Here is a 15,091-nt window from a genome sequence, read left to right on the forward strand (position 1 = left end):
AACCTGTAAGAAAATCTAATTTACCTTAATTTGCATTTGATCTAAAATGGATTTCAACAAAGGTTTCCTTAGTTTATTAATTACGAAAAATTGCTAATGTTAGCATTATATGCTGTGGTGTTCAGAGAATAATAACTTTTATATTGAATATAATATTATTTAAGACATGCTTTTCATTTTTAGTATTGAATAATTTTAAAAGTGTTGGTATAATAATTATATTATTACAAATGAGTTACAAATAGTTTACAAAATAGTTTCAAAAATAAAATGCAGGGAAGGAGATTGATGTGGAAGATCCTAATAGATTTAAAGATAGTAATATCCTTAAAGAAAAATGGATATTTTTTCTTGATAAGTTGAAAGGACTAAAGAACTTAACGATAAATAAGATTTCAGGTAGTGTTAATAATTTAAAAGATAGAACAAATAATATTAAGTTTAAAGACGATTTGAAAAGAAAATTTAATATAAGACATATTAGTTTAAAAAAAGTTCTTCCTATTTTTATGGTAATTGTCATTTCAACTTTTGGATTAACAATTTATAAGATCAATGAAGTGAGGACAAGAGCTTATGCAGTATATTTGGGAGAGGATAAAATAGGAACAGTTAGAACAAAAGAAGAAGTTTCGGATATAATGAATGAAATCCAGAATAAACTTCAAAATACATATAATATGGATGTGCTGATAAATAAAGATTTGGATTTTCAAAATGTCCATTCAAAGGATAAAGAATTAAGTTCTCATGATGATCTAAGAAAGGCTATAAATTCTAAGTTAACTTTTCTTGTCGGAGGGTATGCTCTATTAATTAATGAAAAAGAAGTAGGAGTTTTAAAATCAAAACAGGAAGCAGAAAATATTATAAAGAGATTTAAAGAAAGCTTCAATAATGCAAAGAATGAAAATTCCAATATTGAAAAAATTAATTTGTTGGAAAATGTGAAGACTACTAAAGTTATGACATTTATGCCTCAGATAAAAACCGAAGATGAAGTTTTGGCTGTTATAGAGAAGGGAACGGATGAGGTTAAAGAACATATAGTAGAAGCTGGAGAGAGCTATTGGACTATAGCTAAAGAGTATAATATGACTGTTGATAATTTGATAAAGGCAAATCCTGGCGTTGATCCGGAAAAAGTTTACCCAGGCGATAAAGTTAATTTGATAGTTCCAAAACCCCTTCTTACGGCAGTTACAGTAGAAGAGGTGAACTATACTGAAAGTTTAAACTATGATACAAAGATAGAATTAAATAGTTCTATGTATAAAAATGAAAAGAAGACAAAGGTAGAAGGAAAAGAAGGAAAGAGCCAAGTTGTAGCACAAATTATAAAACATAACGGAGTAGAAGTAGAAAAGAAAATAATAAAAGAAGAAGTAATAGAAAAACCATTGGATGAAGTAATAGTTAAAGGTACAAAAGAAGTTCCTAAGACTATAGCGACGGGGGTATTCCGATTACCTACAAGAGGATTTATTTCTTCAAGGTATGGTATGAGAAATGGAAGAATGCACAAAGGAGTAGACTTAGCAGCTAAGACTGGAACTTCTATTGTTGCTGCTGATGGGGGAAAAGTTACCTTTAGTGGTTATAGTGGTGATTATGGTAATTTGATTATAATAAATCACGGAAACGGTTATATAACAAAATATGGGCATTGTAGTAAATTACTTGTTAAAAAGGGTGATAAAGTTTATAAAGGACAAAAAATTGCCCAGGTAGGAAGTACAGGAAGAACTACCGGACCTCATTTACATTTTGAAGTACTTAAAAATGGGGTTAATAAAAATCCTTTGAATTATTTAAATTAAAAAAGAAAGCTTTGAGTTTTTTTAAAGAGCGGACACGGGATAAACAAGTTATCCTGTGTCCTTTTGTTATTATAACCCATAGGAAAGCCTTATTTACCCTGATTTATACTTGACCTAATGAATTTCATTTTTTTATCTTTAGGCTGTTTTCTGAATGTAGATTTAATGAAAAAAGCTGAGGTATTAAGGGTTCATCCCTAATATCTCAACTCATACCGTACCAATATTTATGCGCCTTTAAACATTCCTGTCAAGAAGTAAGAATATTATCAATAAAATGATAATTTTTTCTGTAAAATTGTCTTTGTGAGGATAATTAGAAAAAGGAGTTTCCTTTTCTAATGAATTTTCGAGATTATTTTCCTGCGAAGAATGAAATATTTTCTTTAAATTGACCATTCCAGAGCCTTGATTTTCTTGATTATCTTTTAAATCAACACAAGAATCCATAAGTATATTTTTGATTTCTTTAGGAGATAAATTTTTTTGTTTTTGCAGTATCAAAGCTATACTTCCAGATACAAGAGGAGTTGCCATACTGGTTCCGCTTAAGGAAATATATCCATCAAGACGTGTATTTGATAAAGACATTATATTTACTCCCGGAGCTACAAGATCGGGTTTATTTAACCCTTCTTTTGTAGGCCCTCTGCTTGAGAAAGAGGGTATAGTATTTTTAGGAGTACCAGAAGTTCGTCTATCATTCATGGCTCCTACCGTAATGACGTTAGGACTTATTCCAGGGGATAATATGGTTTTAGAGGCAGGACCACTATTTCCTGCTGCGACAACAACGCATATTCCATTATTTACAGCTTGCTCTACGGCTTTACAAAGAGGATCTGAGGAACATGGATTATTTGCAGGGCTACCTAAAGATAAATTTATTATTTTTGTATTATATTCATTCTTTGTTTTTATTATCCAGGAAATTGCATCGATTATATCGGAAGTATTTCCACTTCCGCTTTCATCCAGAACCTTTACTCCTAATATGGATGCTTCAGGGGCGACACCTTGATATTTTTTTTGCGAAGAATATCCATTGCCTGCTAATATACCGGAAACATGGGTTCCATGACCATTATCATCATAAGGGGTGGTTTTATTGTTCACAAAATCCTTAAAGCCAACAATTCTGTTATTAGGTTTAATTAAATCGTTGTGAGGAGCAACCCCTGTATCTACTACGGCAATAGTGATTCCTTGACCTAAATATCCTTGGTCATGGGGATATTTAGAATCTATTGATTTTGTAGCAACATCAAGAAGAGCAAAAACTTTTGAATCAAAACTTATATACTCAATATTTGGGTCTTCCGCTAATTTGTATATAAGGTCTGTGGTTAAATTACATGCAATTCCCTTAATCAAGGGCAATTCTTTCTTCTTCTCACCTTCCAGTCCATAAGCCAAATTGTTTATATTATCAGCATTATTGTCTTTCATCTGAATTATAACAGGCAGCTTTTCTATCGACTGAGATGATATTTTTGCGCTCAATATAGGACAAAGTTTAGGTTTATTCGTTTTTTCCATAATTAGAATCACCTTCCTTGTTCTAATTTATGCTGAAAAAAATAAAATGTGCTTTTACTTGATAATATGATAATAAAAAAATAAAAATGTATAAAAAAATAAATTAAATAGCCCTTTTAAAATCAGCTTAATAAATTATATTAAGCGGAGTGTAATTCCTATATAAAGTATAAAAAATAAGCCAATGAAATTTTTATTCATTGGCTTAAAGTTAATTAATTTTTTTGATGTATACTTTTTAATGCGACTTTATTTAATTCTCCGGCTATAATAGGTATAAGACAGAATCTTAATACAACACTCCATTCTCTCCAAGCCATTGTATCAATTTTAAATACAGTCTGCAAGAATGGGATATATAATACTACAAACAGAAGTAATAAAGAAATCAAATTTGCATATATTATGGTCTTATTTGTAAAGAAACCTATTTTAAACAGGGTATATCTTTCTGACCTGCTTGAAAATGACCTTATCAGTTCGGAAAGTATAAGAGTTGTAAAGGCTATGGTTCTTGGCATAATTAAATTGTCATATCCATAAATTTTTAACCCCCATCTGTATGCTAAAAGTACTGCAACAGTTATAGCTATACTTTGAATTGCAATTCCTACAATCATGGACTTATTCAGTATAGACTCTTTAGGATCTCTTGGAGAATTGTTCATTATATCCGGTTCTCCTCTTTCTACTCCCAATGCTAATGCAGGGAAGCTATCGGTAACTAAATTTAGCCACAAAAGCTGTATAGGAATTAGAGGTACAGGAACATTAAATAATAGGCTTAAGAATACTATGAGTATTTCACCAATATTACAGGATAACAGAAAGAAGACGAATTTTCTAATATTAGAGTATATTATTCTTCCTTCCTCTACTGCTGAAACGATACTTGCAAAATTATCATCAGTAAGTATAACATCCGCTGTGTTTTTTGCTACGTCGGTTCCTGTAATTCCCATGGAAACTCCAATATCGGCTTTTTTAAGAGCCAATGCATCATTTACTCCGTCTCCGGTCATAGCAACAATTTCTCCATTACTTTTTAAAGCATTAACTATTCTTACTTTATGTTCAGGCGAAACCCTGGCATATATTTTAATATTTTTTACTTTTTCTTTTAATTCTTCATCAGTCATTTTATTTAGATCTTCACCTGTTACAGCTTCTTCTATATTTTCAGCCAATCCCAGTTCTTTAGCCACTGCAAAGGCAGTTTCCTTATAGTCCCCCGTAATCATTATGGTGTTAATTCCGGCATTTTTACATGATTTAATGGATTCTATAGCTTCATTTCTCGGCGGATCGATCATTCCAACCAGACCTACAAATATCAAGTTATTTTCTATATTTTCTGAGCTTAAATCCTTGGGGAGTTCATCATAAATATTGCAACTGGAAGCTAAGACTCTTAATGCATCTCTTGAAAAAGAATTGTTCATTTCAAGTATATTTTTTTTGATTTCCTCCGTTAAAGGTCTGATTTCTCCATTTATATAAACCCTATTACACCTGTCAACAATTATGTCGGGAGCACCCTTTGTGAAGGATACTATCTTTCCAATAGGATAATTTTCATGGAATGTAGTCATCATCTTCCTATCTGAATCAAAAGGTATTTCTGCTATTCTGGGATATTTATCCATCATGTCTTTCTTTTTGAGATTACCTTTCTCAGCAAGAGTAACCAATGCCCCTTCTGTTGGATCACCTACTATTTTATAGATATTATCCTGAGACAATTCAAGGGTAGCATCGTTACATAAAACATTGATAGATAAAAGTAAATTTAAATCTTTATTTTCCTGAGGAACAATTTTAGCTTTTTCGGATATAAATTCTCCTTCAGGAGCATATCCCTTACCTGTTACAGAAGTTAAATTATTAATGGTATAAGTTTTTACTACGGTCATTTCATTTTGAGTCAAAGTACCTGTCTTATCTGAACATATAGTTGTAGTACACCCTAAGGTTTCCACTGCAAGGAGCCTTTTTACTATAGCATTCCTTTTAACCATTTTGTTCATTCCCAATGCAAGGACTATGGTTACTACTGCAGGAAGTCCTTCAGGAATAGCTGCGACAGCCAAACTGACGGAGACCATAAACATATCTAAGATGTTTTCTCCCTCAATTATTCCCATTAAAAATACTAATGCACATATAACTATACATCCCATTCCTAAATATTTACCCAATTGATTCAGTTTTTTCTGTAGAGGAGTTGCTTCTTCCTCATAGGTTTGTATCATTGTAGCGATTTTTCCTATTTCTGTATTTTCTCCTGTTCCCACTACTATACCTTTTCCTCTTCCATAAGTTACTACTGTACTCATATAGGCTGTATTTGTTCTGTCTCCGATGCCGGCATCTTCAGATATAACTTTCTCCCCATCCTTATCTACAGGAACGGATTCTCCTGTAAGGGAAGCTTCTTCAACTTTGAGATTATAACTTTCTATAAGTCTCAAATCAGCGGGAATAATATCTCCGGCTTCAAGAAGAACAACATCGCCGGGAACAATTTTATTTGAAGGAATATGGATGACATGTCCATCTCTTAATACTTTTCCGTAAGGAGAAGCCATCTTTTTAAGAGCTTCTAATGACTTTTCTGCCTTTCCTTCTTGCACCAGACCTAATATGGCATTGACAATAACTATAGCAATTATTATTAATGCGTCTGTTTTTTCACCTACCAGCATAGATACAATACTGGCAACAATTAATATAATAACTAAAAAATCATTAAATTGAGCGATTAACTTGGATAGAAAGCTTTTTTTATCTTTTTCTTTTAGTTCGTTTAAACCGTATTTTTCTATTCTCTTTTTACTTTCTTCTTCGCTTAATCCTTTGTATCGATCAGTATCCAATTTTTCCAGGGTACTTTCGATACTTTCCTTGTACCAGTTCATAAATTCATCCCTTTCTAATATAATATAGTATAGTTTTGGTGAGAGAAGATTAAATATAACAGTTTGTGGAATATGGTTGAACCTTTTTGAATAAACTGATAAAATCTATATAAGAGCATATAAAAAGACCTTTGTTCAAACGGAAAATTTATTTAAACAAAGGTCTTGCTACCTAATAAAGTAGGACAATTAGCCGGGTTTTAACCGTATTGACGACTGATTGATTTAAGCTACTCCCCTCTTTAACTATTATATATTATTTAATTGGATATTTCAATAATATATATAAATTTTTTAATAATATGATAAATAAAGGGGAATTTCCATTGAAGAAAGTTCTGTTTTATACTTCGGTTTTTTTAATATTTATGTTTCTTGTTTTCATTTGCAACAGCTATTTTAAAATATGGTTTTATCCTCTAACGAAAATGGCTATAAGTGAAAAGATACTTAGAAGAACGGAAGAATATAACGTTTTATATACAAAAAATTTTAATATTAAATTTAAAGAATCAGACAGTGAATGGGCAAAAACTACAGGGGAAATTTTAGAAGAAAATTATAATTATATTTGTAAGCAGTTCGAGTATTATCCTCAGGAGAGGGTTACGGTGATTATTTATGAAGATGGGAAAACGCTGATGGATATAATAGGCTTAAATAAGGGGCAGCCCCCGGTAGGAGCATATACCTGCGGAATAATAAGTATTCTTTCTCCAAGAGCATGGATTGATGAACGAGAGAATATGGAGGATATATATAGAGAAAATACTCCTGCAGTTCATGAGTTTGTTCATTTTATAATAGACGGTAAGACCAAGGGAAATTATCCTGAATGGCTTACAGAGGGAATTGCTCTTTATATGGAGAAGGCAACTATAGGGTTTTCATGGGAAATGGGGAAAGGTCAAACAAAAGGAATTACATTAGAGGATTTAAATAAAAACTTTGAAGGAATAGATCAAAAAATTGCTTACAGAAAATCTTATGAAGTATTAAAAGATATAATAGATAATTACGGATTTGATAAACTTAATGCCTTGTTAGACGATCTCTCCCAGGGGCACAATATTAATTCTTCGGTTAATACTGTTCTTAAAGTTAATATCAAAGATATAGAATAACTTAAATATTGATAATTTGGAGTGATTTTAATGAGTAGAAAGATATTGGTAGTTGATGATGAAAAAAGTATTGCGGATATTTTAAAATTTAATTTAGAGAAAGAAGGATTTTTGGTAGAAACAGCCTATGATGGAGAAGAGGCAGTAGATAAAGCATATAAACGTGGCCCTGATTTGATAGTATTAGATATTATGCTTCCAAAGAAGGACGGATTTCAGGTATTGAAGGAAATAAGGAAGGATTTAAAAACACCTGTTCTTATGCTTACCGCTAAAGAAGAAGAAGTGGACAAGGTATTGGGCCTCGAATTGGGGGCAGACGATTATATTACAAAGCCATTTAGTATGAGAGAATTTATAGCTAGGGTTAAAGCAAATCTAAGAAGAGTTGATTTTTCAAGTAGCGAAGGAAACGGGGGAGAAATTATTGTATCCGGAGATTTATATATAGATTTAAACAAATATGAAGTTCAAAAAAATGGGAAAGTTTTAGATTTAACCCTAAGAGAATTTGAACTATTAAAATTTTTAGCTCAACGAAGTGAACAGGTATTTTCGAGAGAGCAACTTTTGCAAGAGGTCTGGGGATATGAATATTATGGGGACATACGAACTGTTGATGTAACGGTGAGGAGATTGCGAGAAAAAATAGAGGATGGAAATGGAGATTATAAATATATACTTACAAAACGAGGGATAGGATACTACTTCAGGAGGGGCTAATAAATGTTTTCAAGCATTAAATGGAAATTTATATTAGTATATTTTTTATTGGTATTTATTGCTATGGTTATAGTAGCAGTATTTATAATTCAAAGAACCGAAACCAAGCAACTGGAACATATTACTGACACTATGAACCAGCATATAGAAACAATTATTTCAGCTTCCAGCTATATTACAGAAGATGATTGGACAAGTGTAAGAGGAGAAATTCAAAAGACTATCAATGAATGGAGATTAGACGGAAGGGAAACTTTATATGTAATAAATAATGCAGATGTACCGACTATAATTGCATCTACATCTAAAAACTATGATACGGCAAATGTTCAAAACGCATTATCGTATAAATCCCTTGATCCAACATTAATACTTAAGGCATTAGATGGGAAGAAGAATGAAGGATTAAAAACCGATTTTAATGAGAATATCAAAACAAAGCATATTGCTTATCCTGTGTTTAATGAAGTGGGTAAAGTCAAAGGAATATTATATATGACCAGTGATTTGTCAGATGTATATCAAACGATAGATGAGTTTAAGACTATTTTGACTAATGCTACCCTTCTTGCATTAGGAATAACGATATTTTTAGGATTTTTAATAGCAAACAGTATCACAGGACCCATTAAGGATGTTACTGTGAAGGCAGAAAAGATGGCTAAGGGAGATTTTGAACAATTTGTTCAAGTTAAATCCGATGATGAGATAGGACAACTTGCTAATATGTTTAATTATTTAACATTGAAACTTAAATCAACTATTGAAGAAATGGATGTAGAAAGAAGTAAACTGAACACCATACTTAAATATATGACAGATGGGGTAGTGGCAATAGATACAGACGGAAATATAATCCATGTCAATCCTATAGCATCTAAAGTTTTGGGGTTAAATTATGATGATATTCAGGATTCTAAAAAAACAATACCTTTTCCTGAAGATAAAATAAGTATTAAAATGTTTGAGAAAGGAAAAACCGATAAAATTGAAGGCGATAAAATAATTGAAATACATGATGAAGTATATAAAATGGGATATGCTCCCTTTAAAAATGAAAAAAATAATATTGCAGGATTGATTATAGTGTTTCAAGACATAACTAAAGAACATAAATTAGATAATATGAGGAAGGAATTTGTGGCAAATGTTTCTCATGAATTAAAGACTCCTATCACTACTATTAAAAGCTATACGGAAACTTTAATGAATGGTTATGATTTAGACAGAGAGCTTTCTAATAAATTTTTTTCTGTAATAGATAATGAATGTGATAGGATGGCAAGGATTGTAAGCGATTTACTTCAATTATCAAATCTTGATTATAACAAAACAAAATGGAAGAAAGTTAATTTATCTGTTAAAAAGGTAATAGATGATGTCTGTCTAAAATTAGAACCTTTGATTGAGGATAAAGGTCATACTCTTTCGATTGATATTGAAAAAGATATATCAGATATTGTTGCTGATAAAGACGGCATTGAACAGGTAATATTGAATGTGCTGTCAAATTCCATAAAATATACTCCTAATAATGGGGAAATTAGAATTAAAGCGAGACAGGAAAATGATAAAGTAATTATAAGCGTTAAAGACAATGGAATAGGGATACCTGACGAGGATCAAAAAAGAATATTTGAAAGGTTTTACAGAGTAGATAAGGCAAGAAGCAGGGAATTGGGAGGAACAGGATTGGGACTTTCCATTGCTAAGCAAATAATAGAAGAACATAAGGGGAACATTATATTAAAAAGCAAATATAAAGAAGGAACGGAAGTAGATATAATATTACCATTAAATAAAGATGTGTAATTCAATTTTAATTAGGCTGTAATACAATTGTAATACTATTATTTTATAATTAAAACGATAGTGAAATAAAATTGATGCAAGGGAGGTAAAAAATGATGATAAAGAAATCAATAGTAAGTATATTAATTTTAATAGGAATACTTTCAATGAATGTAGTAGTAATGGCAAGTGGAATAGATACGAATAATAATATTATAATAGAAGCAAAATCCAACCAGCAAGTTCATAATTATCAAGTAATTGAGCCTAAAGAAAATTCTTTTGCGACTACCGAGAAAGTAGTGCTTTTATCTGGGAAAGCTCCCGCAGGAACCACTGTGGAGATAAAGGTTCTGGCTACTACAGATTTGACCAGAAAGAACTTTAATTTGAATAAATTACCAGAGGATAAGGATTATGTATCTTTATTTAGTGATACTATTAAAGTCGGAGATATGGGCCTTTTTAGTAAACAATTGGATTTAATATTAGGGGTTAACAAAATAATTGTTACCTTTAAAATAGATTCAGACCATAAAGTAGAAAAAATAATTTACGTAAGCGATGTTTCTCAGGCAGCAGAATCTTTAGAAAAGATCGGTGGGGAAAATATAACTGATATTATAGTTCAGGGAAAGTAAGTCATAATATCAGGAGATGATTATATGATAAAAGAGAGACTTAAAACTCTTCTCCTTGCGTCATTAGTTTGTATGAGCCTTTTTTTCACTCGGAAATTATGGATAACTGTTCCTGAAAATTTTGTATCTTCTTTTAAAAGTGACGAATCGGCAAAAGTTAATTATATTTTTCCTGATATGCTAAATCCCACTAAATATGTTTTGAATTTTAATAAAAAAAACCATACTGTTTTTTATTCTGATGAGGAATATAAATTATGGGCAAGTTCCAAAGAAATATTAAAGCAGGTCTTATCTTCTGAAAATTTTGAAATTGTAAAGGTATCTGATGAGGAATATGTTTCTGATTTTAATAAAAGGTCCTTGGTTTTCTATTTCCCCGAAGATATAAATGTTTATATATTGGCAAAGGTATTGGATATAAACAAACCTAATGATATTACAGAAAATGTAGAAGAAGTTAACAGTATATATTTGAGTATGGAAAAAAATTCTCCTTTTATTATCTTAGGTAAAGACGGTAATTATTTTAAAATTTATAACTTTAATATTGAGATGAAAAACTTAAGGGAATTATTTAATGGAGTTGAGCAAAACAAAGATTATACTTATTATTATTCTATGAGAGATACTTTAGAGATAGATAATAATATATATATGCCTTATGAGATGATCAATGAATTACCTGTATTGTATGTAGAAAATGAAATAAATATTGAAGACGAAGAAGAAATAAAAAATATTGTAGAGGGATTTTTTAACAAAAATATTGATTACATAAGGGAAATAACAGAAGATAATGGCTCCATGATATATATAGATAATCAAAAATTTTTGAAGATCTATAAAGATGGAGTTCTTGAATATTTTTGTCCTTTAGAAAAGACGGTTAAGAAAAGAAATTTATATATAAGTTTAAACTCAGCGGCAGATTTTATTTCTGCTCATGTATCTTCTCCAAAGGGCATTTATCTCTCTAAAGTTAACGAGATAAAATCTGATGGGAATTCGGGCTATGGTTTTACATTTAAATACAAATTAAAAGGTTATCCTGTTTTGTTAGAAAAAGATGATATGAATGGTTTTATTTATATGGAAGTTTTTAATGATTATGTAAGAACGTATAAGAGTTTAATCAGAAAGGATATGAATATATCTGTCTCAAGTTCTAAATCAGATCACAAAATGCTCTCTGCTTTTGATGTTTTGGATTTAAATTATTCTTATATAGAAGGAAAATATATAGAAGATAATGATTTAAAAACAAAAAACAAAATAGAAGAGAATTTAAATATAAAAATTATGAATTCCATAGATGATGTATATTTAGCTTATTTAGATCCATGTAAGGCTGAAAGGGGAGAAAAACTTACAGCGGTTTGGGTAATAAAAATAAGCGGAAGAATTTATGCTTTTGATGTTTATACAGGTCAAGTGGTTTATGAGAAATTTTCTAAGGAGTAGGTGGATGGTGAGTAAAAATGGACTGGTCAAAGGCGAAAACTATATTAATAATAGCTTTTATAGTTACGAATATTGTTTTAGGATATGCACTGTTCAATAGCCAAAGAATAGATGAGCCTACGCTAAAAGAAGATTTTATAACAGACGTAGCAAAATTGTTAAAGGAGAAGGATATCACTTTAAATACCGCTATACCTAAAGAAATACCTTCTTTAGGTATAATGACTGTGGAATATGAACAAAGAACTCCGGGGGATTTAAACAAAAGTTTTTTTAACAACACGGCAGAAGGTGTTACTGTAAACGAAGGGGTAGTTTTGTTTGAGAAAGGAAAGGAAAAACTTATTGTTACGGATGGGAAAAATATTTTATACTTAAATGATGATGAAGAGGAGAAGTATCCTTCTTTAGATAAAGAAGAGGCAATTTATATCAGCAAGAAATTTTTAGAAGAAAAAGGGTTCTCTAAGGATGATATGAAATTGACTTTTCAAAAAGAAAGTAATGGAGTATTTTTTTTAGAATATTCTAAGGTTTACAACGGAATATATATAGAAAAATCATATACTAATTTTCAGATAGATAAAAGGGGAGTTAAAAGATTTGAAAGACTTTGGCTTAATGAAGAGAAGCTTTCAGAGAACAAAATTTATATAAGCACTGCCCCTAAAGCAATACTTACATTGCTTACTATGGAAAATATTTATGGAAAAACTATAGACGATATATCTCTTTGCTATTATTTTGATCCTGTAAAACATAAGGAAGTAGATGAACCGGAAAAAACCAAACAAGGAAAGGCAGTACCTGCATGGAGAATTCAATTCAGTGACGGTAATGAGGTCATATTGGATGAATATTAAAAAGAGATGAGAATTTTTAAGCATTTTCTTCGAGAAAATGCTTTTAACTTTTTGTAGATTTTATTGTTCTTAAGAGATATAATAATGTTATTAGTCAATTAACAATATTCCTTATAAGAAAGTGGGTTTTAACTTTATGAAAAAGATAATCATAAAAGGTGGAAATAAATTAAGAGGTACAGTTAATATAAGCGGTTTTAAGAATGCAGCTTTACCTATTATGGTAGCGACGATTCTGACTAAAGACAAATGCATAATTGAAAATTTACCTATGATTCGAGACGTGGATTGTTTAAAAGAGATATTGATTAAGATTGGGGCAAAGGTAAAATTAATCGAAAAAGGTGCTATGGAGATAGATACAACTAATATAGAAAAATGCAAATTAACAGATGATATCAATAGAAAAATGAGAGCGTCCTATTACCTTTTAGGAGCGGGATTGGGAAGGTTTAAAGAATCCGAAGTATTATATCCGGGAGGCTGTGATATAGGGGTGAGACCTATTGATCAGCATATTAAAGGATTTGAAGCTCTTGGCGCTACAGTTGAAATAGATCATGGAATTATAAAATGTAAGGCTGATAAATTAAGAGGGAATAGAATATACTTAGATGTAGTAAGTGTTGGAGCTACCATTAATATTATGATGGCAGCAACATTAGCAGAAGGAATAACCATTATTGAAAATGCAGCAAGAGAGCCTCATATAGTAGATGTTGCTAATTTTATAAATGCTTGCGGAGGGAAAATAATAGGAGCAGGAACGGATATTATTAAAATAGTAGGAGTAGAAAGGCTTAAGGGATGTAATTATTCCGTAATTCCGGATCAGATAGAAGCAGGTTCGTATATGATTATGGGAGTTGCCACAGAGGGAGATATAATTGTAAATAATGTTATTCCAAAGCATTTAGAACCGGTAACGGCAAAGCTGAGAGAAATGGGGGTAGAAGTAACGGAATATGGAGAATCTATTAGAGTTACTGTAAATAAGAAATTAAGGAGTGTTGATATTAAAACATTGCCATATCCGGGATTTCCTACTGATTTGCAGCAACTGATGTCTGCTCTTCTTTCAAAGACAAAAGGAACCAGCGTAGTTACGGAAACTATATTTGACGGAAGATTTAAATTTGTAGATGAACTGAAAAGAATGGGAGCAAATATATTGGTAGACGGTAGAATTGCTGTCATAAAAGGTGTTGAAAACCTTATGGGAACTCGCGTGGAAGCCAAAGATTTAAGGGGAGGAGCAGCACTAATAGTAGCAGCATTATCCGCTAATGGAGTTACTGAAATAAATAAGGCATATCACATAGAAAGAGGATATGAGGATATTATAGATAAATTACTGAATTTAGGCGCAGATATTAAGGAAGGTTAACTTGGAGGAAAAATTATGAGTATAAAATTTTGTTCTCTTTCTAGTGGCAGCAGCGGAAATTGCCAATATGTTGAGACTGAAAATTTAAGAATTCTTATAGATGCAGGTTTCAGCGGAAAAAGGATCGAAGAGCTCCTTTCTTCAATTGGAGTCAACCCCAGTACTATTGATTGTATATTTGTGACCCATGAACACGTTGACCATATAAAAGGAATAGGAATATTATCAAGGAGATATGACATTCCCATATATGCCAACGAGAAAACGTGGATTTCTATGGATGGGGAATTAGGAAAACTAAAAGATGAAAATATAAAGGTATTTGAAACGGGAGAGGAATTTCAACTGAAGGATTTGGATTTTTGTACATTTTCCACATCTCATGATGCCGTAGATCCTGTAGGCTATTGTATATATAATAAAAAAACAAAAATAAGTATTATTACAGATACGGGATGGGTAAATGATAATATGAAAGAAAAAATCAGGGATTCTCAGTTATATCTAATCGAATCAAATCATGATATAAAGATGCTAAAGGAAGGAAAATATCCTTGGCCGTTGAAACAAAGAATTCTAAGTAAGAAAGGCCATCTTTCAAATGAAGCGGCAGGGATTACTCTTAAGGAGGTTTTGAAGGGAGAAAGGGAGGTTGTGCTTCTCGGACATTTAAGCAAGGAGAATAATATTCCTTTATTAGCTTATAATACTGTTAAAAATATAATAGAAAGTACGGGAATAAATATACATAAAGATATTATTTTGGATCTTACTTACAGAGACAGAACAACTAAGGTATATAATTTGTGATAAAGGAGGCA

Annotated in this window: 11 protein-coding genes; 9 read left to right on the forward strand and 2 right to left on the reverse strand. The window is 31.2% G+C overall.

Features of this window, described 5'->3' with window-relative positions; genetic code table 11:
- Nucleotides 1–290 precede the first annotated feature (290 nt).
- A complete protein-coding gene (locus PP176A_RS16670; RefSeq protein ID WP_071141194.1) occupies nucleotides 291–1,820 on the forward strand; it encodes a peptidoglycan DD-metalloendopeptidase family protein in 1,530 nt (509 codons plus the stop codon).
- A gap of 237 nt (nucleotides 1,821–2,057) precedes the next feature.
- Here the strand turns inward: PP176A_RS16670 and PP176A_RS14535 are convergent, their stop codons facing one another.
- Entirely contained in the window at nucleotides 2,058–3,359 is a 1,302-nt protein-coding gene (locus PP176A_RS14535; protein WP_071141195.1) for a S8 family peptidase, read from the reverse strand.
- Between the two features lie 215 nt (nucleotides 3,360–3,574).
- Nucleotides 3,575–6,277: a calcium-translocating P-type ATPase, SERCA-type gene (locus PP176A_RS14540; RefSeq protein ID WP_071141196.1), complete on the reverse strand. Its 2,703-nt coding sequence runs from the start codon at nucleotides 6,275–6,277 to the stop codon at nucleotides 3,575–3,577.
- 326 nt (nucleotides 6,278–6,603) lie between these two features.
- Here PP176A_RS14540 and PP176A_RS14545 point away from each other — a divergent pair, with 326 nt between their 5' ends.
- The 8 genes from PP176A_RS14545 to PP176A_RS14580 all read left to right on the forward strand — a co-directional run bounded on the left by PP176A_RS14545 (nucleotide 6,604) and on the right by PP176A_RS14580 (nucleotide 15,080).
- Nucleotides 6,604–7,401 (forward strand): peptidase MA family metallohydrolase, encoded by a 798-nt coding sequence (locus tag PP176A_RS14545; RefSeq protein ID WP_071141197.1) that lies wholly within the window; start codon nucleotides 6,604–6,606, stop codon nucleotides 7,399–7,401.
- 30 nt (nucleotides 7,402–7,431) lie between these two features.
- Complete coding sequence (locus PP176A_RS14550) at nucleotides 7,432–8,124, forward strand: response regulator (protein WP_071141198.1); 693 nt, start codon at nucleotides 7,432–7,434, stop codon at nucleotides 8,122–8,124.
- A gap of 3 nt (nucleotides 8,125–8,127) precedes the next feature.
- Nucleotides 8,128–9,936, forward strand: a complete 1,809-nt coding sequence (locus PP176A_RS14555) for a HAMP domain-containing sensor histidine kinase (protein WP_071141199.1) — start codon at nucleotides 8,128–8,130, stop codon at nucleotides 9,934–9,936.
- A gap of 92 nt (nucleotides 9,937–10,028) precedes the next feature.
- Nucleotides 10,029–10,556 carry a hypothetical protein gene (locus PP176A_RS14560; RefSeq protein WP_071141200.1) on the forward strand — a complete coding sequence of 176 codons (528 nt, stop codon included), beginning with the start codon at nucleotides 10,029–10,031 and terminating at the stop codon, nucleotides 10,554–10,556.
- A 24-nt stretch (nucleotides 10,557–10,580) separates the two neighbouring features.
- On the forward strand, nucleotides 10,581–12,020 hold the full coding sequence (locus PP176A_RS14565) for a YycH family regulatory protein (protein WP_071141201.1): 1,440 nt from the start codon (nucleotides 10,581–10,583) through the stop codon (nucleotides 12,018–12,020).
- Between the two features lie 17 nt (nucleotides 12,021–12,037).
- The gene (yycI, locus tag PP176A_RS14570; protein WP_071141202.1) at nucleotides 12,038–12,883 is read left to right on the forward strand and encodes a two-component system regulatory protein YycI; all 846 of its coding nucleotides are present in this window, start codon (nucleotides 12,038–12,040) and stop codon (nucleotides 12,881–12,883) included.
- A gap of 136 nt (nucleotides 12,884–13,019) precedes the next feature.
- Complete coding sequence (locus PP176A_RS14575; RefSeq protein ID WP_071141203.1) at nucleotides 13,020–14,270, forward strand: UDP-N-acetylglucosamine 1-carboxyvinyltransferase; 1,251 nt, start codon at nucleotides 13,020–13,022, stop codon at nucleotides 14,268–14,270.
- A gap of 15 nt (nucleotides 14,271–14,285) precedes the next feature.
- Complete coding sequence (locus PP176A_RS14580) at nucleotides 14,286–15,080, forward strand: MBL fold metallo-hydrolase (RefSeq protein WP_200796178.1); 795 nt, start codon at nucleotides 14,286–14,288, stop codon at nucleotides 15,078–15,080.
- Nucleotides 15,081–15,091: the final 11 nt, after the last annotated feature.

The organism is Sporanaerobacter sp. PP17-6a, from assembly GCF_900095615.1.
Lineage (GTDB): Bacteria > Bacillota > Clostridia > Tissierellales > Acidilutibacteraceae > Acidilutibacter > Acidilutibacter cellobiosedens.